Source organism: Ignatzschineria sp. PL_is040, from assembly GCF_055813795.1.
The window spans coordinates 374,077-396,133 of sequence record NZ_JBVPGU010000001.1 but is presented as its reverse complement, the minus strand read 5'-3'; the positions used below and the strand labels follow the sequence as shown (position 1 = coordinate 396,133).

Below are 22,057 nucleotides of genomic sequence, written 5' to 3'. Positions count from 1 at the left end.
ATATTAACGCTTCCAATGCTAATACTTCCAATATTAACATTTTTAATATTAGCTCTTTGTTCAATTCTCTCTGCTCAATTTGAGCATTATAACGACTTTTTAGCGCTCAATATCAAATAAATTTAAGAGGTTTAATTTAAGTGATTTAAGTGATTTCAGCGATTTTTAGCTATTTTAGCAGCTCAAGTTGATTATTTAAGTTGATTGTTTAAGTTATAAAAAAAGCCCTAGATAAGATATCTAGGGCTTTATCGTTACTCGATACGGTATCGATCTAGAGATAGACCCAAGATCGATATTGATCAATTAGTAGTAACGGATTCTACGGTTAGATTCGCGCATTATACGTTTATAATGGCGCTTCTGAGCCGCAGCCTTCTTACGCTTTCTTTCAGCGGTCGGTTTTTCATAGTACTCACGTGCACGCACCTCAGATACGATACCTGCTTTTTCGCAAGACCGTCTAAAACGACGCATAGCAACGTCAAATGGTTCATTCTCACGAATTTTGACGGAAGGCATTGAACATCACCTCAATTATTAATAGGTTAAAATAAATTGCTCTTATACAAAATGTAATAAGAGCACCAATTCACTAGTATAACCCCAACAACTGATAATATCAATAGAAGGGGTTATTTCATGAATGCGCTACTTATCTTTGAGCTTGATTCATAAGCTCATCGAAAGTTTTCTTCTCAGTAACAATCGCCGCTTTTTCTGCTAAGAGATCTACAACTTGATCTTCTAAAGCGATATTGCGGATATTTTGCATACTGTTTTTATCTTTTTTGAAGTGTTCGATCACTTCTGCTGGATCTTCATAAGTTGAAGCAATAAGTTCTAAACGTTTATCAACGTAGCTCTCATCCGGCGTAATTTTGTTATCTTCAATAAATTTGCTAACAAGAAGGCTTAAACGAACTTTTTGCTCAGCTTGTTTTGAGAAGATTTGTGTGATCAATTCCATTAATTGATTCGCTTCTTCTTGGCTACGTGGCTGAGGGAAGTTTGATTGTTGCGCCATCGCTTGTGCTTCAGATACAACCATCACTTGTGGAACTTCTAATTCATGATTTTTCTCAAGTGATTCTAAAACTGAAGATTTAAAGCGGTTATGGATAACGTTATTTAATTCACGCTCCATATTTTTGCGTAACTCTGAACGAAGCTTTTCAACATCGCCGTCAGCAATACCGAAACGCTCTGCAAATTGAGCATCGATCTCTGGTAATTCACCAACTTCTACACTGTTAACAGTGATATCGAACTCAGCTTCTTTACCTTCAAGATGTTCTGCTTGATAATCATCAGGGAAGGTGACCTTAATTGTTTTAGTCTCACCCTTTTTCATTCCAACGATCTGATCTTCAAATCCAGGGATCATGCTGTTAGAACCTAAAATTAATGGTGTGTTTTCAGCTTTACCACCTTCAAACTCTTCACCATCAACACGACCTACAAAGTTGATGTTGACGCGATCTTCAAGTTTCGCAGCCTCATCACTCTCTTTCCATGTTTGGCTCTGCTTTTGAAGCGTTTTGAGCATATTCTCAAGATCAGCATCTGTTACTTCAGCTTCAAACTTAACTGCTTCGAGCTTGTCAAGGTTGTCTAATTTAACTTCGGGCATCACTTCAAACTCAGCGGTAAAAGAGTATTTGTTCTCTTCTGATGGGCGATCAATCACCGGTTGACCTGCTGGCTCTAGCTTAAGTTCAGTAATCGTTGCTTGATATTTTTTGCCAATCGCTTCGCCGATCACTTCATTTTCAACTTCAGCGCCATGCATATTGCGAACAACTTTAACTGGAACTTTACCAGGGCGGAATCCATCAACGCGAACGCGACGAGCTAACTCTTTAAGACGCGACTCAATATCTTTCTCAACTTGCTCTGCATCAAGCTCAATAACGACGCGGCGTTTGAGGCCTTCTAATGTTTCTACTGACATAATTATATACCCGATTCTAAGATTGAATTCTAAAATTGAAAATATAAAAAAAGGTGCTCATGCAAGCACCTTCTTCAACTTATTAAGGTGATCTCTATCACCATAACTCAATATGGTGCGAGCGGAGAGACTCGAACTCTCACGGATGAACCACTAGATCCTAAGTCTAGCGCGTATACCAATTTCGCCACGCTCGCATAAGCCGTAAATTATACATTGTCTTTATTGCTTGTCAAGACTTTTTGAGTTGCCTATTTTGCCTCTCTTGCTGCTTGAGCAATGCAATGAACTATGAGGAAAGATGATAATCTATTTCTGTAAAAACACAAGTATTTTTATTGCTAAAAAAATGAGCGCATCACTTATCATATTGATTTTCAGCTATTTTAAGGGAGGAGTCACTGAACGATAGCTGTGTCGATTACCTTTAAGTTATCATCCTGAAGTTATTATGTTTAAAAATGATGTTTAAAAAATGGAGATAGTAAATAATCGGCTGATAGGAATGTTTGTTGAGGGCGCCATCGAGAAGATACTATAGCGGGCAGATTCTATATCGAGAAGATGCTATTAGGAAAGTGTCTATTATATTGACAATCTAAATTTTAAAGATCAGGCTATAATTGAAAATTAGTATGATATTTGCCCAAAGCAGAGCACTCTATACCTTCTATGTTGAGATACTGAATATTGAGTAACTTGATGTTAAATATATGTTAAATATTAATTAATTCATGTTGAGTAATATTTTCACCATAGTGTGGTTCTTTGGCATCATCTAGAGATATCAATAAAAGGTCTATAACGATCTGCTTAATTTCTTTACCTTAATATTAAGGATTAATTTTATGAAAAAACTGAAGTATTTTTTTACTGCGCTGATTGTTGCACTCGTTGTGACCGCATGTTCTGCCGATAAAGATTCACCAGAAGGTGCTGTGCGTCAATTTGTAGAGATGTTTGCAACGGGTGATGCTTCTAATTGGACCAATGTTGTCTATATTCCTGATGAAGCTAATACACCGGAAGAGGCGCTCGGCAAAGCTGTTGTTCAAGAGAAGTTATCACTTCTTGCGGAAGAGGGGAAAAACTATTATGACTCACAAGGTGGGCTTAAAGATATTACCTTCGATAATGTAGAGTATAATAAGAGCAAGACAGAGGCTACAGTACTTTTCCAAGTTCATTATAAAAATGGCACAAGTGAAGATCCAGAAGAGATCGAAACAATGAAAGGGAAAGAGGGTTGGAGAGTAAAGTTCTAATTGTTGATCTAATTGATGATTTAATTGCTGAGCTTTCATCCAATTCATTCTAGATCTCTCATTTAGGTGATGTTGACATTTGATGTTGAGATTAATCTGAGAGATCAATAGAAGATCGATAGAGAAGAAGAACGTTAACAGCGTTCTTTTTTTATATGCTTTAGAAGCTTAGATTTATCCATTTTTTAGGGCGATCATTTATGCGCAATTATCCTAAACGCAATTATTTTAAAACTTTTCGCCCATTATCTGCTCTCTTATCGCTTGGGCGATTAGCTCAAGGGTATGTCAGAAGTATCAATCGGCGTGTGAGATTACTCCTTATTGTGCTATCTCTCTTCTGCATAACATTATTGATAGCGCTTATTGTCGTCTTAGAGATTGATCTCAATCCTTTTAGTGATCAGGAGTATTACCAACCGTGGGATTCGACCTATCGTGACCAATTAGCTGTAGGCGATATTGTTTTTCGTACGGCATATGGGAAGGAGAGTCGCTTTGTGCAGTGGATCAGTGGTGGGGAGTTTTCCCATATAGCACTGATTACCGCAGTTGAGCCGGAGATTATTGTGACTCATGCCACAACAAATGATGAAGAGGCGCTTCCTAATCAAGTTTTAGCAACACCGATTGAGAAATTTCTCTCCCCAACATTTGCTAAAACTTATCTGATTGCGCGACCAGAATTTCTGCCTGATATCGAGCGACTCTATTTTGCAGAAATGGTTGCAGCTAGGGTAGGAGAGCCTTATATCTTAAAGGGGCGTGAGGAGGAGAATCTCTACTGCACAACACTTTTAGAGATTCCATTACAACAATTTGCGCCACATCTTGCCACTCAGTTGAGTTGGCAGGAACTATCTTTGCCGGGAGTTGCCGGGGAATATCTCTTTCCAGATGCTTTTTTATCATTACCTGATATGCGACCGCTTCTGATCGATGATCGATGGGTAGAGGATCTGTGAAGCAATAATCTGTGAAACAATAAGGTAATAAAGCAATAAGAGAAGTTTTTAAAAAGTATTGAAGGCAAGCAATGTAGAAGAAGCAGCGCGGGAGAAGTAGCGTGAGTGATATAGAGTAATATTAATAAAGTGATGCTCTGATGAATCTGCTAAATCTATCTACTAAATCTATCTACCTATTTCTCTTAATTCACTTAATCCCCTCAATCCACTCAATCTACTTAAACTGACTCATCACTCTTCATCTCCCTCTTCAGACTGAGATGTCGTGCCTTGTTGCCAAAAATTTTCAATTGTTCGAATTAATCTCTCCTGAATCTCTTCAGAATAGGAGCCGACAGCATAGTCGCTATAGAGCTTGTGATCCTTTTTGGCATAACTTTCAGCAATGCGAATTAAAATATCATCTTTAATAATCCAACGTTTAGGGAGGTTTTTCTGAATGGCAATCAGCTCCCGCATCTTTGCTAAAGCTTTAAGAAGTTGTTTAGCCGCCCCTCTTAAACGTTTATATCCCTTCACTTTGCGCCATGCCTGCTCTGGTTGGGGTTCATAACGCTCTCGTTCAGTTAAGGGGGTGAAGTGGGAACGCAATTCTCCCTCTTTGCCGGCATCATGAATCTCTTTTTGTAACTTGTGGTATGCAGGAATCAGGTAGTGAACGTCATCATATGCATATTTTAGTTGCTCACTCGTTAAAGGGCGAAGATCCCACTGTGTACGAGTCTGATCGCGAATAAGATCAACATTGCAATAGTGCAGAACAAGATCATGGTAGCTCATGCCGACCTTCTGCTGTTGTGTGATTTGTGCTGCAATCTGGGTATCGAATACCGGCGTGGGAAGAATATCGAGCGCATGGACAATCGCCTCAAGATCTTGACTCGCAGAGTGGATAATTTTTGTAATATGTTCTGCTGTTAAGAGTGCTTTGAGGTGGGTAAAATCTTGAAGCGCTAAAGGGTCGATGCAGACTGCTTCTGTCTCTGTTGCAAGTTGAATAAGGCAGAGCTTCGGGAAATAGGTTTTAACCCGAAGAAACTCTGTATCGAGCGCTAACAGTTCAATCTCCTGGAGCTGCTTTTGGCACCACTGATCTAAGGCTTCTTGAGTATCGATGTAGAGGTCTTTCATATCTTATTCCGCAATATAGTGAGGGTGTTATTATACGGATTTCTTCTCTTTTTGGGTGAAATTGGTTAGAAATCGGGAATGAGATTCGATAATTGATGCAAAAACCGCTACTTTTTGTCCGATTTTTCACTGATGATTATCATGTTTACTCGACACATTCAGTGTAAGATAGAGAGTTTAAGCGTCAGCAGAGTACAGAGAGTTGAAGTGAGTTGAAGTGAGATTGGTTGACGTAAAGCGTTTAGGACAATGTTTATGAAAAGCGTTGATAAAGAGCGTCAATGAAGAACAGATTAAGATAAGTGAGGAGTTTTTTCTATGGTTCCCTTTTCCGCCTTAAATGCGATCCCCTACTTGATGGAGTATCAAGAGAAATCACCATTAGTTCATTGTATGACAAATGATGTTGTCCAAAATTTTACGGCTAATCTACTCTTAGCGACGGGGGGAAGTCCGGCAATGATTCCCGATATTGAGGAGTGTGCAGAATTTACCGAAGTGGCAAGCGCACTCTTGATCAATGTTGGGACATTAACGAAGATCCAAGCAGAAGCGATGCTTCATTCAGCCAAGGAGGCGATGGTGACGGGAACCCCCTGGGTTTTAGATCCTGTCGGTATTGGCCCTGCGCTCTATTTTCGTACAAAGATAGTTAATCAATTATTAACTTATCGTCCGACCGTCATTCGGGGAAATATTGCCGAAATAATGGTGTTAGCAGGTGTTGATGCTACGGTAAAAGGGGTTGATTCTCAAGAGTCAGGGGATGATGTGGCTCAATATGCAGAGATGGTTGCTAGAGAATTTCAGACAATAGTGGTGATGACTGGTGAGGTAGACTATATTACCGATGGCAGTCGAGGTTATACCGTCTCTGCTGGAACGACACTCTTAACGCGAGTGACTGGGACAGGTTGTTCGCTCTCTGCGCTTGTTGCCGGAATGATCGGCTCAACACCAGATACGCTAGAAGCGGCTGCGACAGCTTGCTATTTAGTTGCGCTTGCCGGCGAATTTGCTGCTGAAAAAGCGACAGGAATGGGTTCATTCGCCCTTCAATATCTCGATGAGATCTCTAATATGACTCCTGAGAAATTATTAGAGATTGCAAAAAGGGAAGCTCCCGAGATTCAGTTTTAATAATTGAGTATTGGACAATCAAACAATCAGTGAATATGTAAAGGAGAAAGGATGGGATATCCGAAAATTCGTCGGGAGTTGAGTCGTACCTCATTTGATCTATCGCTCTATCTTGTGCTCGACACTGAGCTCTGTGGTGGTATTGCGGGGATGGTCTCAACGGTTTATGAAGCGGTTGAGCGAGGGGTTACCTGTGTGCAGCTACGTTCAGAGAAAGAGGTGGATAAGCGCTATTGGTATGATGCCGGATTATTACTGAAAGCGCTTTTAGAAGATTATGATGTGCCGCTCATTGTGAATGACCATATCGATGTGGCGCTAGCTATTGATGCAGATGGTGTTCATGTGGGGCAGAAGGATCTGCCGGCAGATGTCGCCCGTCGTTTGTTAGGTCCTAACAAAATTTTAGGGCTCTCTGTCGGTTCAATCTATGAGATGGAGCAGGTTAAACTGCAAGATGTCGATTATGTTGGAATTGGCCCTGTCTTTGCAACCTCAACAAAAAAAGATGCACGAAAGGCTTTAGGGATTGATGGCTTGAGTATGATTGCCGCGCAGAGAGATATTCCAAAGGTCGCAATCGGTGGAATTAATATTGATAATGCAGCAAGTGTTATGAAGAGCGGTGTCGATGGAATTGCCGTTGTTTCCGCTATCTGTGGGCAGGCAGATATTGCGTCAGCTACAAGACGATTGGCATCGATTGTGCGAGGTGAGAATGAATAAGATCTTAACAATTGCCGGATCTGATCCTAGCGGTGGTGCCGGTATTCAGGCAGATTTGAAGACCTTTTCGGCACTTGGGTGCTATGGGATGGCGATTCTCTCGGCATTGACAGCTCAATCTACGCAAGGTGTTACGGGTGTTTTGCCGATTCCTACAGAATTTATTGAGAAGCAGTACCATACATTAATGGATGATATCGATGTTGATGCCGTTAAAATGGGGGCACTTGTCAATAGTGAGATTATTACAACGGTTGCAAAATTGTTAACGGAGCGACCGATCCCTTTTGTTGTTTTAGATACGGTGATGATAGCAAAAGGTGGACATCCACTATTAGTTGAGGAGGCCGTGACAGCTATTCGTGAAGCGCTACTTCCTTTAGCAGATATTATTACGCCCAATCTACCCGAAGCTGCGGCGCTTTTAGGAGTGAAGGAGGCGCAAAATATTGAAGAGATGGCAGAGCAGGGAAGAGCGCTTCTCTCTTTAGGGCCTAAAGCAGTCTTGATGAAAGGTGGGCATCTTGAGAGTGAGGAGAGTCCCGATCTTTTGGTAACAGAAGAGGGGATTGAGCTCTTTAATGCAGCGCGTATTGCGACCCAAAATACGCATGGTACCGGTTGTACACTCTCTGCCGCAATTGCCGCCCTCTATCCTTCTCATGGATTAAAAAATGGTGTTCGTTTAGCAAAAGCCTATATTGAAGGGGCGATTGAGCATGCCGATCGACTACATGTCGGGAAAGGCATTGGGCCAACACACCATTTTTATCGTTGGTGGTAGAGATGAAGTATCATTTTCAAAATAGAGATCCTCAGCTGATCTATAAACTTTTAGCCTCTACGATTGTCCCGAGGCCGATCGCTTGGGTGACAACAGTTGATCAAATGGGCATATCTAATGCTGCTCCTTTTAGCTTTTTCAATATGATGGGGAGCGAACCACCGATTGTCGCACTCGGAATTCAACATTCGGCGGATGGTGGTGCTAAAGATACATTGCGTAATATTCGTGAGCAAAAAATTTTTGGCATCAATCTGGTCAATAGAGATGATGCTGAGCTGATGAATTTAACCAGTAGAGATTATGATGCAAGCGTTGATGAACTCAAAGAGCATCAAATTGAAGTGATAGCCGGAGATCTTCTCCCTATCCCACTGATCGCAAGTTCACCCATTAAGATGGAGTGTCGACTCTATCAAGAGATCCCAACGGGGGAGAATCAAGCAGTTATTCTCGGCGAAGTGGTGATGCTTCACTTGATTGATGAAGCTTTAATAGATGCTGATGCCGGTTACGTAGATGCAAAGAAGTTAAATCTGATCGCCAGAATGCATGGTAGAGGGTGGTATAGTGAGCAGGATAATCTCTTTGAGATGTTGCGTCCTGACTCTGAAAGGCGCTAACGTCGTCTTTTTCCACGACTTTGTCGCTCTTGCATCTCCGCAATACTTGTGCGAATTTGAAGATAACTCTCTAAGCGTCGAGGAGAGATCAATCCTTCATGAATCGCATCTTGATAACGGCAACCGGGATCATCGGTATGGCTGCAGTTGCTAAAACGACATGGTGTTGTAATCGCTTTTAGCTCAGGAAAGCCTTCATCAATTGCAGCGAGTGGGAGATGTTCAATATTGAAACTACGAACGCCGGGAGAATCGATAAGATAGCTCTCTGTCATCGGCAGATGGTAGAGGGTAGTTGTTGACGTTGTGTGATTCCCTAATCCCGTGGAGGCATTAATTTTTTGTGTCTGCAGCGCTAAAGAGGGGATGAGGTGATTTGTCAGTGAAGATTTACCGACGCCAGATTGACCGACAAAAATCGATGTTTTCCCCTCTAGCTCCTCTTCTAATTGAGTGATCAACTCAGGCTGGTAGATAGAGGTCTCAAAAATAGGAATAGAGAGCTTGCGATAATCCTCTAAGAAGGAGAGATCGATAGAATCATCAATTTGGTCGATCTTATTGAGAATAAAAGAGACTTCAATGCCGAAGTAGTAGGCTGCGATCAGATAGCGATCGATCAGTGAAGGGCTTGGCTCAGGTTTAGGGGCGATCACAATATAGAGCTGATCAATATTAGCGGCTAAAATCTTTTCAGCCCCGCCAAAAGCGATCCGTGAGAAGTGGTTTTCTCGTGGTAGACGAGCGATCACCACCGGTTCATTTTGCTCTAATTGATAGTAGACATAATCCCCACAAACAATGGCTCCAAGGCTCTGCCTGACAGCTGCTTTATGGAGATTTAGCTCGCCATCTTCGAGTGTCACATGTTGACCATGTTGTGCAATCACCCGACCGGGCGTTGCATTTTGTAGCTCTTCATTAGAGAGAAGCGCTTGTTGACGCGCTTCAATCACCCTTTTTTGTTGATTCGTAAGGCGGCGGCTCATCTTTTATTATCGCTCTCTATTTTTCAAGATGGGGGAGTTTATTAGGAACACCATCCCACTTCTCTGCATCGGGAAGAGGCGGTTTCTGTTCTGTAATAACAGGCCACTTACGTGCTAATTCCGCATTGAGTTCTAGGAAAATCATCTGATCTTCGCTTAGATCATCATCTGCAAGAATTGCGCCGGCAGGGCATTCAGGTTCACAAAGGGTGCAGTCGATACACTCATCAGGATCGATCACAAGAAAGTTCGGTCCTTCATGGAAGCAGTCAACAGGGCATACCTCTACACAGTCGGTATATTTACATAAGATACAATTATCTGTTACGACAAATGTCATTGATAACTCTCCAAAGATCAGTTCAGGTGTAAATTAATAAGATGTTTACGATTAGTTTGATTTAAAGCTTATTGTGACGCTATTGAGAGGTGATTACAAGTGGTAATCGGTAGCATTGTTGGGGTTAATTTTCTAGAGTTATTGTTCTGAGTTAGTAAGCTCTATAGAAAGAAGAGCTCAGTTTCGATTAAGAGTGATATGGGTCTCCTAATTTAACTGAGCTCTTTTTATAGGTTTTTCTAATAGATTCCTCTAATTTTGACAATCTATTTTACAATCACATTGGCAATACGGCGCTTACCGACTTGAATAATAACATTATCCCCTTTTGAGAGAGTCAGTCCTTTATCTTCGATGCGCTCTTGATTGATGCGAACCGCGCCTTCTGTAATCATTCTAAAGCCTTCAGAATTTGAGCTGACGAGTCCAGCATCTCGCATTGCTTGGGCGATACCAATCACGCCATCTGTTGAAATCACTACTTTTTCTTCGATATTCTCAGGGAGATTTCCTTTCTGGAAGCGCTCGATAAAGTTACGTTGCGCAGAAGCGGCGGCTTCAGCATTGTGATAACGGGTGATGAGTTCTCCACAAAGTTCAAATTTTACATCGCGCGGATTGCGTCCTGCTGTAACTTCCTCTTTGAGGCGTGCAATTTCCGCATTTGAACGGAAGCTTAGGAGCTCAAAGTAGTTCCACATAAGATCATCAGAGATCGACATCAATTTACCAAATTGCTCATCGGGTGCCTCATCAACGCCAACATAGTTGCCCAAAGATTTAGACATCTTATTAACACCATCAAGACCGACCAAGAGGGGCATAGTAATGGCACATTGTGGCTTGTCATTACCATAAGCGCGCTGTAGATCGCGACCCATTAAGAGATTAAATTTCTGATCTGTTCCCCCGATCTCTACATCTGTTTTTAGATGTACAGAGTCATAGCCTTGAAGTAGAGGATAGATAAACTCATGAATGGCGATAGGTTGTTGTGCTTTATAGCGTTTTTCAAAATCATCACGCTCTAACATACGCGCTACAGTATGGCGCGATGCGAGTTGAATCATGCCTGCGGTGCCTAGCTCACCTAACCATTGTGAGTTGAAGACGACTTTAGTCAACTTAGGATCGAGTACTTTAAAGATCTGCTCTTCATAGGTCTTAGCATTTGCCAAAACTTGCTCACGAGTAAGGGGTTTACGTGTAACATCTTTACCTGATGGATCACCGATCATGCCGGTAAAATCACCGATAAGAAAGTTCACTTCGTGACCAAGATCTTGGAAGTGACGCATCTTATTGATTACGACGGTATGTCCGAGATGTAGATCTGGAGCTGTAGGGTCAAATCCTACTTTAATGCGGAGCTGACGATTCTCTTTCAATTTAGCGGTTAAATCTTCAATGGAGATCACTTCATCAGTACCACGTTGAATAATCTCTAGACTCTCTTCTATGGTTGCCATGCTTTTTTATCCTAAATTTTATTGATTTGTTAATTACAACTAACTACTACTAATTACTACTAACTACCACCAACTACAACACTACTGATAACGATAGGTCGTATTACTCTTTATGATGATCTACAGTCATGAGATCGATCAGATTTGTTATACCTATCAGATAGAGCTCTAATCTACATTATTGAAATGAGTGACGCTGCTCTTAGCGCTCTCTGGCAGAGGGTGGAAATACCACCTCTTCTGTCTCAATTGTAGGTTCACCTAAGCGACTCTCTTTAGTGATGGTTCTCTTTTTCATCTTAAGGGTCGACTCTGGTTTATAGGTCTCATCCCGGCGCTCTTTTGCAAGCTCTTCAGGTGATGGCTGAATCGTTTCAGCTGTTTGATTCGGGCGACTATATTGTGTATTGACGCGAGTGCCGATACCATCAGAACCGATTGTACTCATTGCCGGTGCAGGTATTTCGATAGCGGGCATCTCTGGGCTTGACATCAGCTCTATTGAAGGTGCTGCTACTGGTGCTGTTGCCGGCATATATGTAGTTGAGGCTTGCTCATGTTGTTGATGAGCATTGGGCATATGATTGGGCATATGGGAAACTTTTTCCCCGATAATAATAGGGATCCCGGTCTGCTGTTGGACGGCGAGATTTACCATATCGTAATTGATCGATGCATTAGGATAGGGTTTTATAAACTCGGCAAGTTGTTGCAACGCTTGCTCTTTGAGTGCCGGTATAGAGAGATTATCCTCTTCTAATGGGGGATGCACTTCGATCATAATATCATTACCCAAAAAGCCATATTTCACAGGCTGATTGAGGAAGGTGACCATGGTATTAGTTGGGACCATATCATAAAGATGCTCGATATGCTGCGGGTAAAAACGCATACAACCATGAGTTACACGCATACCAATGCCGGTCTCATCATTTGTTCCATGAAGGAGATAGCTAGGTAGCGCAAGACGTAGTACACGAGTTCCTAAGGGATTGTCTGGGCCTGCCGGAACAACGCTAGGAAGTGTGCCACGCCCCATCTCGACATGCTCTCTACGAATTGATTCTGGTGGATACCATGCGGGATTCTCCTGTTTACGGGTAATCGACCAGGAGCCTAATGGTGTTTTCCAATCCATCCGACCAACGCCTACAGGGTAGACATAGACCTTATCTGAACCTTCTAAGAAGTAATAGGTTCGCATTTCAGGAATATTGGAGACAATTCCCGAACGTTTACCTTTTGGTAAGATAAATTGGGTGGGCAGTACAAGGGGTTGGTTCTCATTGAGCATCCAGGCATTAATCCCGGGATTTGCCCAGCGCAACTCATCATAACCCATCTCATGACGGATCGTAAGATCGACAAGTGACTCATGTTTTTTAGGGGTGACATAGACGAGCTCACCAATAACATCATCACCCGCTTTGGGCTTTTGGTACTCAACATACTTTTGGGCGTATGCAGAGGATACGAGGAAACCAACGGCTAATAATATGCGCTTCAATTTCATATATTACTTCTCAGCAAGGTTAGATCGTGGAGGAAATCCTACTATCCCTGAAGCTTATGGAATTTCTCCATGAGCTCTTCTTGCGTCTCGACGCGATCAGGGTTTTTAGGGATACATTCAACCGGGCAGACTTCAACACATTGTGGTGTATCGAAGTGACCGACACATTCTGTACATTTATCGGGATCGATCACATAGATCTCAGGTCCCATTGAGATTGCCTCATTAGGGCACTCAGGTTCACATACATCACAGTTAATGCACTCATCAGTAATCATTAATGCCATTGCTTTTCTCCTAAAATGACAACGTTATTATGGGCTAATCATTATAGCTTCTCTACTCACTCTACGATAGGAAAATAGGGTGGTAGATCTCGGATTATAGATCTCATATTATAGATATCGATCAGATAACCATTAGAATTCTATTTGTGATCTCTTTACGATCTATTCAGGATCTATTAGAGATCGATCGCAGAGGCGGTAAGAAGCTATCATACATATCATATATAAATAGATGGTAGATGAAGATAGATTGCATCCGATTGTGGTTATAGATACTCTCTATTTTGCATATAGGGTTTAAGTACTTCAGGGATGCGAATACGACCATCTGCTTCTTGGTAATTCTCTAATACCGCTACTAATGTACGTCCAACCGCAAGACCAGAGCCATTAAGTGTATGGATTAACTCAGGTTTGCCACTTTCGCTATTGCGGAAGCGCGCTTTTAGACGACGTGCTTGGAAATCTTCACAGTTTGAGCAGGAAGAGATCTCACGATATTTCTGTTGTCCCGGCAACCAAACTTCTAAATCATAAGTTTTTGCCGCAGAAAAACCCATATCTCCGGTACAAAGGACGACACGGCGGTAGGGGAGTTCTAATTTCTCTAAGATCACCTCAGCATGGCGAACAAGACGTTCTAATGCATCGTAAGAGTCTTCTGGTTTTGTGAAGTGAACCAATTCAACCTTCTCAAATTGATGTTGGCGAATCATGCCGCGTGTATCTCGACCATAACTTCCCGCCTCAGAACGGAAACAGTTACTATGAGCCACTAATTGGGTCGGAAGCGCACTCTCTTCTAAGATCACATCTTGCGCTAGATTTGAGAGAGGAACCTCAGCTGTTGGGATAAGATAGAAATTGCGCTCATCTTCTAATTTAAAGAGATCTTCAGAAAATTTTGGTAATTGTGCCGTACCATAAAGACTCTTTTGATTGACGACAACCGGGACATTTACCTCCATATAGTTATGCTCTTCAGTATGTGTATCGAGCATAAATTGCGCTAATGCGCGGTGAAGTTTTGCCATATTTGATTTAAGAACAACAAAGCGTGAACCACTAATTTTAGCCGCTGCTTCAAAATCCATTCCTAAAGATTCCCCTAAAGCGACATGATCTTTCGGCTCAAAATCAAATTCACGAGGCGTTCCCCAGCGTTTAATTTCAACATTATCATCCTCATCTTTACCAACCGGCACATCATTGTGTGGAAGATTGGGCATATCGAGGAGAATCTTTTCTAACTCTTCGCTGACAACATTGAGTTCAGCCTCAATTTTCGAGAGTTGATTACCTAAATCCGCTACAGAAGCCAAGATCTCAGAGGCATCTTCCCCTTTCGATTTTGCGATACCGATCTCTTTTGAGCGTTTATTGCGCTCATTTTGTAGTTCTTGAAGTGAGATCTGCAATGTGCGACGACTCTCTTCAAGTTTATTGAATTGCTCCGTGTCTAAGTTGTAGCCACGTTTTGCAAGTAGAGTAACAACATCATCTAAATTCTGTCTTAATAAGCGTGGATCAATCACTTGTATATCCTTCATGAAGAGTGAAAATTAACCCCGTATTATATACGAAAAATGGTATGGCTTCCAAAGTAATATCAGTTCTCCTACCCGTCGAGAAGATTAGCGCTCTATTCCCATTACTTTAACAAGCTCAGGTAAGTAATTCAGGTAAGTAATAGCGTGAGATGATAAGAGGCTTCGATGAACTTCGATGAGCTTGATGGGAGTAGTGATATGATAGAGGGCGCTAATGGCGCGGAGGCATAGTCGATGGTAATAATCGATAGTAATGTATCGATAATAGCAATGGATCGATAGTCAATAATTGCGACTAATGACCGCTGATGATAACAGATGATATTATCTCCTAATGATGTTATATCGATCTTATATCGAGAGAAGGAATTGAGATAGATGAATAGAGAAGAGAGAGGAGAGGGGCGAGTTAAGCACTTTCGCCGACTACTAATTGCTTGCACACTGCTATTGACGGGATGTAGCTCTGTGATGCATTCTCAAAATGAGGCGATGGATCATTATCGATCAATAATCCTTGAAGAGGTAAAGCTCGATGCTAAAGAGCGTGAGAAACTCTATCAAGCGGAAGGATGGTATCAAGAGAAAGTTTGGCAAAAGGGAAGTAGTAGAGAGGAGATCCGCCTCACTCCCGAAGCTTCAGCATTACGAACCCGGGACTTTGTAGAGTGTTTAGATGCTGCAAATGCGATTGAGTCAGGAATTAGTGAACGAATGGGAGGAAGAGATCCCATTCAGGTTATTCATGGCAGAGCGACGGTTGAGGTCTGTATGGTATCGCGAGGATATCATCTTCTTCCTTATACAACGCCCTTAATCTGTGAAACGGATCATTATGATGTTTTGCCAGTCTGCCATTTTGCGCGCCATGAGATCCTCAATTATCGGGATCAGTGGCGCTAAGAGCGCCGAAGAGCTCTTTTTAAGAACTCTTTTTAAGAAAAAGAGATTACGCGATATTTTTGTGCTAGAAAGATCGCACTCTCCATCGATTTTTTAAGAAGTGGCTGAAGATAGGCAAAGTTTTCATCTTCTAATTTAAGGCAGTTGATAACCCGTAGAAGCGAGGCGAGCTCTGCTGTTACCGAAAGGGTGAGAAGATAGAGTGCCGGCGAGTGCTCTTTATCATTAAAACTATAATGTTGATCATAATAGTAGAGGAGATCATTAAAGACTTTAATGGCATTGAGTCGCTCGGGGGTAAACTTCTCAATAAATTGTGTTTCAGAGAGCGTAATGCGCTCTTTTTGGGCGGTAAGATTTAGATCCGCAAGATACTCTTCGGTCAGATAGTGTTCTGATAAAAGATCAACTTTTCGGGAAAAGGTGAGTAGCATCATCTGAAAGTGTTGGTTAAAGAGCTGCCTTTTCGCCTCCTCTTTCTGCTCCCGTATCTCTTCTCGCGTTCTCCCTAGCTCCTCACGATTAATAGCTAACTCTTCGCGATTGAGTTGTAAGTCTTCTCGCTGTAGGTGAAGAGAGTAAAGAACGCCGGTAAAAGCAACGCCGGTAAAGAGCGCCACGATCGCATCGAAAAAGATACTCTCATTGTTCGGGCTCTTAAGTGTTAGATAGATTGCGATTAACCAAGTCATCACAATAAAGGAGATGGTAATAACAAATAACCAATTGAAGGGTTCGCGTTGTTCACGTTTTTTGCGGCGCATAAGTATTAGCTCCTAAAGAGTGTAGCGTAATAGGATCAGTTTATTGATAGATGTTTGTTTTTGATATCTCTCTTGAGACCTCTATTTAAGTTCTTTGATGGAGATCTCTTTTTATGGGCGTCTCTAAATCTGCCTCTATTTTAGTCATTTTATAAAAAGAAGCTATAGCCGATCTTATATAAAAGTGTGTATATAAATGTGAATATCAATGTGAATATAAAAAAGCGCTAGGATCTTCGGCATATTTTGCTTGAGTATCTAGCGCTTTTACTGATTTGAGCTGATGGTTGAGATCGTTGAGATCTACCTTAATTCTTAATGATTGACTCGATCGAATAGAATCGAATAGATCAAAATAATCAGACGATCTTCTGTAAGGTTATGATGCTTGCTCACCACTTTCTAAAAAGGCATTAGGATCTTGGAATCGTTCCTGATTAAGTAATCCTAACTCCTTATCGGTGACTACTGATGCGGTTAGCGCACCTGAGATATTGGTCATTGTTCTACCCATATCGATCATTGGATCGATGGCAAGCACCATACCGATTAAGGGAAAATATTCTCCCATCCCCATGCCTGAGAGAGCAATGGTTGCAGCAATGGTTGCCGTACCTGGGACGCCGGCAATACCGATCGATCCAATGACGATCACAATCAATAACATGATATAGAATTGAAGATCTGTCTCAATACCCACCATATGCGCTACCATCATCACTAATAGTGCAGGGAAGAAGCCGGCACAACCATTCATCCCCATTGTTGTTCCAAGGGAGGGTATTAAGTTTGCGGTACTACCAGAAACTCCCATTCGCTCTGTCAGAGTGGAGATTGCAAGGGGTAGCGTTCCTACAGATGAGCGGCTAGAGAAAGCCATCACTAATGTATCGCGTGATTTACGGAGAAACATTAATGGGGAGAGACCATGTCCGGCAACGATTAAGAGATGAATCATAATCATAATAAATGTCGCAACATAGATCGCAATGACAAAGCTTGAAACTTTGATCACGGCAGGAATACCATTTGTCATAATAGTACCGGCAAGTAGTGCGATAATTGCGTAGGGCATATATTTAATAATAGTCATGGTGATGCTCATAACGATTTTATGAAGTGCATCGATCAATTTTTGGAAAATTGCGATCGCTTCAACCGCTTTCGGGCGCATACGATTAGCTGCAACTCCCACTAGCGCCGAGAAGATCACAAGCCCAATGATATTGTTATTATTCATTGCCGAGATAATATTATTGGGTACAAGATTGACAAAAGTATCGACTAAAGTGGTATATTCACGCTCTTTTGCCGCCGTCTCAACTAATGCATCGCCATAACCTAAATTCATAATATTGGCGATAAAGATCCCTAGCAGGGCTGCAATACCTGTTGTAAAGAGCAGCCAGAATATTCCGCGACGCGCCACTTTGGTCAGGCGCTGATCTCCACCAAAATCTAAAATCACCTTAACAATGGAGACAAAAACAAGTGGAATAACGAGCATACGAATAAAGGCAATAAAGGTTCGGCCAAAGAGTCCATACCATGTTGCCGTCTCTTTTAAGACAATATTGGCTTGATCGGGAAAGCCTTGCCATGCCTGGATTCCTAAACCAATGAGGGCGCCAAAGATGAGCCCAACAGACATGCGCATAAAGAAGCTCGATTTACGCTTCTGTAGACGGTAGATAATCCAAAAGGCGATCGCTAATATCAGTAGACCAATGATCGTCTCATAGCGGGAGATCGCTAAGAAGTTTTCAAAGAAAGCCCCTTGAAAAAGCGGGGTTTGTGGGGTGCCGATACTCTCAGGCATGATCTGCTCCTTCTCTTATAAGAATTTAATTGAGTACGCTTTATAGTTGCTTTTTTAGTCACTTTTTGTGATCGATTAGTGATCGATCAGATCATCTACTGCTCATTCATTTTGAGGAATCGATTCTTTTGACTGACTCTACTCTATGGTTAGCTTAAGATTAATTGTTATGAATCACAAGTTATGAATTGCAAGTTATGAATTATAATGGAAACTGATTATATATGATAAGTATGTTTTTGTCTTTCTCTTTTATTCATCTACTTTTCATCAATAAACGCTCATCAATAAGCGGGTAAAGAGGGAGTAAAGCGAGTAAAATTGTGCTAGATTATATCCTTTTTATTATTCCCCCAACTGAGTACGGAAAGAGTCACTTATGCGCTTAAAGAAAGTTAAACTCTCTGGTTTTAAATCGTTTGTTGAGCCGACAACTTTTGTTTTAACGAGCAAGCTAAATGGTATCGTCGGTCCTAATGGCTGTGGTAAATCTAATATTATCGATGCCGTTCGTTGGGTCATGGGAGAATCTTCCGCTAAGCAGCTACGTGGGGAGTCGATGAGTGATGTTATATTCAATGGCTCTGAGCGTAGAAAACCTGCCGGCATGGCCTCTATAGAGTTGATCTTTGAAAATGATCAGGGGCGTTTAGGGGGCAAATGGTCAGAATATCGAGAGATTAGTATTAGAAGAACACTCGATCGGGATGGAAAGAGTCAATATTTTTTAAACAATACTCGCTGTCGTCGACGCGATATTACCGATATCTTTTTAGGGACCGGATTGGGACCTCGCTCCTATGCCATTATTGAGCAGGGAATGATCTCTCGTATTGTTGAATCAAAACCCGATGAATTGCGTATCTTTTTTGAAGAAGCGGCTAATATCTCAAAGTATAAGGAGCGCCGGCATGAGACAGAGCAGAGGATAGAGCATACACGCGAGAATTTAGAGCGACTTAACGATATCCGCCTAGAGCTCGGAAAACAGCTCACAAAATTGGAGCGGCAAGCAGATGCGGCAAGACGTTATCAAGCCTTAAGAGAGCAAGAGCGAACGATTCGTTACTCGCAAGTGACGGAGCAGAAGAGAGCGATCGAGGCAGATATTGAGAAGCTTCATCAGGATCATGTTGGGGAGTATGAGCAGTTTCAAGCGGTTTTAGCGCAATATCAGGAGATCAGTGCAGAAATCGTGGTACAAAAAGAGCACTTTGAAACGCTTGAGGCGACTCTTGCGGAACGAAATCGTGAACTCTATCCCTATAAACAGGCGGTAGATCATCTTAATCATGAGCAGATACGACTTCAAGATCTTCAAAAACAGGCGTTAGAATCACAATCGGAATGGCAGGAGAATGGCGAGCGACTCTCTCAAGAGTTAGAGGTGACCACTACTGAGCTTGCCACATTGGAAGAGAATCTAACGGAAGAGAAACTGACCTTAGAGTCCCTCGAAGAGCAGCTTTGGCAAGAGCGTGATCAGTTAATGACATTAGAGCAGTCGCTCGAGTCTGCAGAGAAGCGAACACAACAACTGCGTGATCAAGTAAAGCAGTTAGAGCAGAAGCTTCAATTGGCAAGACAGAGCCGGCAATTTCATCAAGAGCGCTTAACGCAAGTGATCGCAGAGCGTGAAACTTTAGAATTGCAAGATCTTTCTGAAGAGGTGCCGGAAGCTTCAGAAGAGTCTCGAGCGCTAGAAGCTTCATTAGTGACCTATCGTAAAGAGCAGAGTGAACTCAATACTCAAATAGAAGTTGGGGATAGTGAGCTTATTACCTTAAAGGCAGAGATTCGCGGTTTACAAGATCAGCAGCGACAAGAATTAGCCACAAGAAATCAACTTGCCGGCGAAATTAGCATGTTGCAGAAGATGCTCAATCAAGATGAGAAAAAATCACGCTCCCCACTCTTTGAACATCTCGTTGTTAAAGAGGGATGGAATAGTGCGGTGGATACTGTTTTACAACAATTTTTAATGGTAGAGACAGAGAAGCAGCGGGGAAGCAGCTATATGATTGGGGAGCATCCCTATCAATATGATTCCCATCAACTGGGATACTATATTGAGAGTGATATTGCGATGGGCTCACTGCTCTCACATCTCTATATCTTTGATGACTCCCATCTCGATCCTCTTGCGGTAGAGAAAGATGCCGGCTTTATGGCCCGCAGAGAAAAGTTAGCACTCTATGAGATGATCGTAACAAAATCTGGGCTACTCTTCGGTCCTGATTGGGCGCTCTACAATACACAAGATGCCCAATTTGGGATCTTAGCACGGCAGCGTTCTTTAGAGAATGCGATCTCGGAGCGTCAAGCGATCGATCAAAAATTGGAATTTCTCGATGAGACCCTCTATGAGAAAGAGGAGGCGTTAAAAGCGCGTCAACAGCTTCTTGATAGAGCGCGTATAGCGTTACAAAAAGTTAATCGGGAATATTATGATCTTGAGAAAAAATTGAGTCTGCTGCTACAAGCTGAGAGTCATCAAGCAGAGGTGCGTCATCGGGCAAAACGGCGCTTTGATGAGTTAGTTGAAGAGGAGCGTAAGCATCAAACACAACTTGCTCATCTTGCTACCGAAATAAGAGTTGCAGAAGAGGAGCAGATGCTTCTCCAAGAACAGTTTGAAGAATCATTGCTTCAATATGAGATGCAGAAGAGTCACTATAGTGAGCAGAAACAGCAGATGGAGCAGTTGCGTGAAAGTCATCGCGCACGAAAGGGGCAAGTTGATCAATTAGAGCATCACTTTGTTCGTCTTAAAGAGCGTCACAACAGAGCTGAAGAGGAGTTAACGCTACTGCAGAAACGTTTAAAATCTCAAGAGAAAGTGGGAGATTATCAGGATCAAATTGCCGATCTTGAGGTTGAAAAGGTGATCGCCATTGAGCGACTTGTCACCTTTGAATCTGAGCTTAAAGCTTTAGAGCATGAGGTAGAGAAGGGGCGTATTGCACTCACCACACTTGAAGAGCGTCGCGATATCTTCAATAGCTCTTTAGAAGCGTTGAAGAAAAAGATGAATCAATTCTCCATCCGAGAGGCGGAGTTCAATACAAAACGCGCCATCATATTAGAGCAGTGGGAAAAGATTGTTTCGGAGATCTCAGATGAAGAGCTATTAATAGCGAAAGAGCATTATCAATCTGAAAAAGCAGAGGTATTAGAAGAGAAGTTAAAAGAGATTCAGAGTGCTATTCAGAAGATGGGAGCGGTTAACTTGATGGCGATAGCTGAGAGTGAAGAGCTTCGGGAGCGTAAAGAGTATCTCGATACCCAACATGAAGATCTCGAAACTGCGTTATCGATGCTTGAAAAAGCGATTCGAGAGATTGATCAAGAGACGCGCACCCGTTTTATGGAGACTTTTGAAGCAATCAATGATGATTTCTCAACCCTCTTTCCCCGTCTCTTTGGTGGCGGAAAAGCTTATCTTGAACTCACAGAAGCGGATGCATTAACGAGCGGGATCAATATTATTGCTCATCCACCTGGTAAAAAGCCGGGGACGATCCATCTTCTCTCAGGGGGAGAGAAGGCTTTAACGGCGATGGCATTGGTCTTTTCTATCTTCAATCTCAATCCTGCACCATTTTGTATGCTCGATGAGGTGGATGCGCCGCTTGATGAGGCAAATGTTCGCCGTCTTGGAAAATTGATCGATGAGATGAGTGAAAAGGTACAATTTATCTTTATTACCCACAATAAGGCGACAATGACAATCTCCGATTCCTTAATTGGTGTCACAATGGCAGAGCCGGGCGTCTCCCGTCTAGTATCGGTCAATCTTCAAGATGCAATGGCTTTTTCGGAAGAGTAGAGT

General features: G+C 42.1%; 19 protein-coding genes and 1 tRNA gene. 8 read left to right on the top strand and 12 right to left on the bottom strand.

Going from position 1 to position 22,057, the window contains the following annotated elements; genetic code table 11:
• Positions 1-306 precede the first annotated feature (306 nt).
• The 3 genes from rpsU to AC0SAP_RS01565 form a co-directional block, all read right to left on the bottom strand.
• Positions 307-522 carry a 30S ribosomal protein S21 gene (rpsU, locus tag AC0SAP_RS01575; RefSeq protein ID WP_094568120.1) on the bottom strand — a complete coding sequence of 72 codons (216 nt, stop codon included), beginning with the start codon at positions 520-522 and terminating at the stop codon, positions 307-309.
• A 133-nt stretch (positions 523-655) separates the two neighbouring features.
• Positions 656-1,954: a trigger factor gene (gene tig / locus AC0SAP_RS01570; protein WP_473382561.1), complete on the bottom strand. Its 1,299-nt coding sequence runs from the start codon at positions 1,952-1,954 to the stop codon at positions 656-658.
• A 113-nt stretch (positions 1,955-2,067) separates the two neighbouring features.
• Positions 2,068-2,151, bottom strand: a tRNA-Leu gene (locus tag AC0SAP_RS01565).
• A 651-nt stretch (positions 2,152-2,802) separates the two neighbouring features.
• Between AC0SAP_RS01565 and AC0SAP_RS01560 the strand changes: the two genes are divergently transcribed.
• Together AC0SAP_RS01560 and AC0SAP_RS01555 are read left to right on the top strand one after the other, a co-directional pair.
• Positions 2,803-3,219, top strand: a complete 417-nt coding sequence (locus AC0SAP_RS01560; protein ID WP_094568118.1) for a DUF4878 domain-containing protein — start codon at positions 2,803-2,805, stop codon at positions 3,217-3,219.
• Positions 3,220-3,419: 200 nt separating this feature from the next.
• Positions 3,420-4,184, top strand: coding sequence for a C40 family peptidase (locus AC0SAP_RS01555; protein ID WP_286479412.1), 765 nt, complete (start codon positions 3,420-3,422; stop codon positions 4,182-4,184).
• 234 nt (positions 4,185-4,418) lie between these two features.
• Here AC0SAP_RS01555 and AC0SAP_RS01550 read toward each other — a convergent pair whose 3' ends face one another.
• A complete protein-coding gene (locus AC0SAP_RS01550; protein ID WP_473382559.1) occupies positions 4,419-5,318 on the bottom strand; it encodes a ribonuclease D in 900 nt (299 codons plus the stop codon).
• 318 nt (positions 5,319-5,636) lie between these two features.
• Here AC0SAP_RS01550 and thiM point away from each other — a divergent pair, with 318 nt between their 5' ends.
• The 4 genes from thiM to AC0SAP_RS01530 are packed head-to-tail and all read left to right on the top strand — an operon-like array spanning position 5,637 to position 8,591.
• Positions 5,637-6,458 carry a hydroxyethylthiazole kinase gene (thiM, locus tag AC0SAP_RS01545; RefSeq protein ID WP_473382558.1) on the top strand — a complete coding sequence of 274 codons (822 nt, stop codon included), beginning with the start codon at positions 5,637-5,639 and terminating at the stop codon, positions 6,456-6,458.
• A gap of 51 nt (positions 6,459-6,509) precedes the next feature.
• Entirely contained in the window at positions 6,510-7,184 is a 675-nt protein-coding gene (thiE, locus tag AC0SAP_RS01540) for a thiamine phosphate synthase (RefSeq protein WP_473382557.1), read from the top strand.
• On the top strand, positions 7,177-7,968 hold the full coding sequence (gene thiD, locus AC0SAP_RS01535; RefSeq protein WP_473382555.1) for a bifunctional hydroxymethylpyrimidine kinase/phosphomethylpyrimidine kinase: 792 nt from the start codon (positions 7,177-7,179) through the stop codon (positions 7,966-7,968). Before thiE ends, thiD begins: the two co-directional genes overlap by 8 nt.
• 2 nt (positions 7,969-7,970) lie before the next feature.
• On the top strand, positions 7,971-8,591 hold the full coding sequence (locus tag AC0SAP_RS01530; protein ID WP_473382554.1) for a flavin reductase family protein: 621 nt from the start codon (positions 7,971-7,973) through the stop codon (positions 8,589-8,591).
• Here the strand turns inward: AC0SAP_RS01530 and rsgA are convergent.
• The 6 genes from rsgA to serS all read right to left on the bottom strand — a co-directional run bounded on the left by rsgA (position 8,588) and on the right by serS (position 14,724).
• Positions 8,588-9,580, bottom strand: coding sequence for a ribosome small subunit-dependent GTPase A (gene rsgA / locus AC0SAP_RS01525; protein ID WP_473382552.1), 993 nt, complete (start codon positions 9,578-9,580; stop codon positions 8,588-8,590). The two genes, AC0SAP_RS01530 and rsgA, sit on opposite strands and share 4 nt — an antisense overlap.
• Positions 9,581-9,596: 16 nt before the next feature.
• Positions 9,597-9,920, bottom strand: coding sequence for a ferredoxin FdxA (gene fdxA / locus AC0SAP_RS01520; RefSeq protein ID WP_286479401.1), 324 nt, complete (start codon positions 9,918-9,920; stop codon positions 9,597-9,599).
• 266 nt (positions 9,921-10,186) lie between these two features.
• Positions 10,187-11,389, bottom strand: a complete 1,203-nt coding sequence (tyrS, locus tag AC0SAP_RS01515) for a tyrosine--tRNA ligase (protein WP_473382550.1) — start codon at positions 11,387-11,389, stop codon at positions 10,187-10,189.
• A gap of 202 nt (positions 11,390-11,591) precedes the next feature.
• Entirely contained in the window at positions 11,592-12,902 is a 1,311-nt protein-coding gene (locus tag AC0SAP_RS01510) for a L,D-transpeptidase family protein (RefSeq protein ID WP_473382548.1), read from the bottom strand.
• Positions 12,903-12,943: 41 nt separating this feature from the next.
• Entirely contained in the window at positions 12,944-13,189 is a 246-nt protein-coding gene (locus AC0SAP_RS01505) for a YfhL family 4Fe-4S dicluster ferredoxin (RefSeq protein WP_094568107.1), read from the bottom strand.
• 266 nt (positions 13,190-13,455) lie between these two features.
• A complete protein-coding gene (serS, locus tag AC0SAP_RS01500; RefSeq protein WP_109235510.1) occupies positions 13,456-14,724 on the bottom strand; it encodes a serine--tRNA ligase in 1,269 nt (422 codons plus the stop codon).
• A 393-nt stretch (positions 14,725-15,117) separates the two neighbouring features.
• Between serS and AC0SAP_RS01495 the strand changes: the two genes are divergently transcribed.
• The gene (locus tag AC0SAP_RS01495; protein WP_473382547.1) at positions 15,118-15,642 is read left to right on the top strand and encodes a hypothetical protein; all 525 of its coding nucleotides are present in this window, start codon (positions 15,118-15,120) and stop codon (positions 15,640-15,642) included.
• Between the two features lie 32 nt (positions 15,643-15,674).
• Here AC0SAP_RS01495 and AC0SAP_RS01490 read toward each other — a convergent pair whose 3' ends face one another.
• Positions 15,675-16,406: a hypothetical protein gene (locus AC0SAP_RS01490; RefSeq protein WP_473382545.1), complete on the bottom strand. Its 732-nt coding sequence runs from the start codon at positions 16,404-16,406 to the stop codon at positions 15,675-15,677.
• 379 nt (positions 16,407-16,785) lie between these two features.
• The gene (locus AC0SAP_RS01485) at positions 16,786-18,225 is read right to left on the bottom strand and encodes a cation:dicarboxylate symporter family transporter (protein ID WP_094568103.1); all 1,440 of its coding nucleotides are present in this window, start codon (positions 18,223-18,225) and stop codon (positions 16,786-16,788) included.
• Positions 18,226-18,604: 379 nt separating this feature from the next.
• Between AC0SAP_RS01485 and AC0SAP_RS01480 the strand changes: the two genes are divergently transcribed.
• Entirely contained in the window at positions 18,605-22,054 is a 3,450-nt protein-coding gene (locus tag AC0SAP_RS01480) for an AAA family ATPase (RefSeq protein ID WP_473382543.1), read from the top strand.
• Positions 22,055-22,057 lie beyond the last annotated feature (3 nt).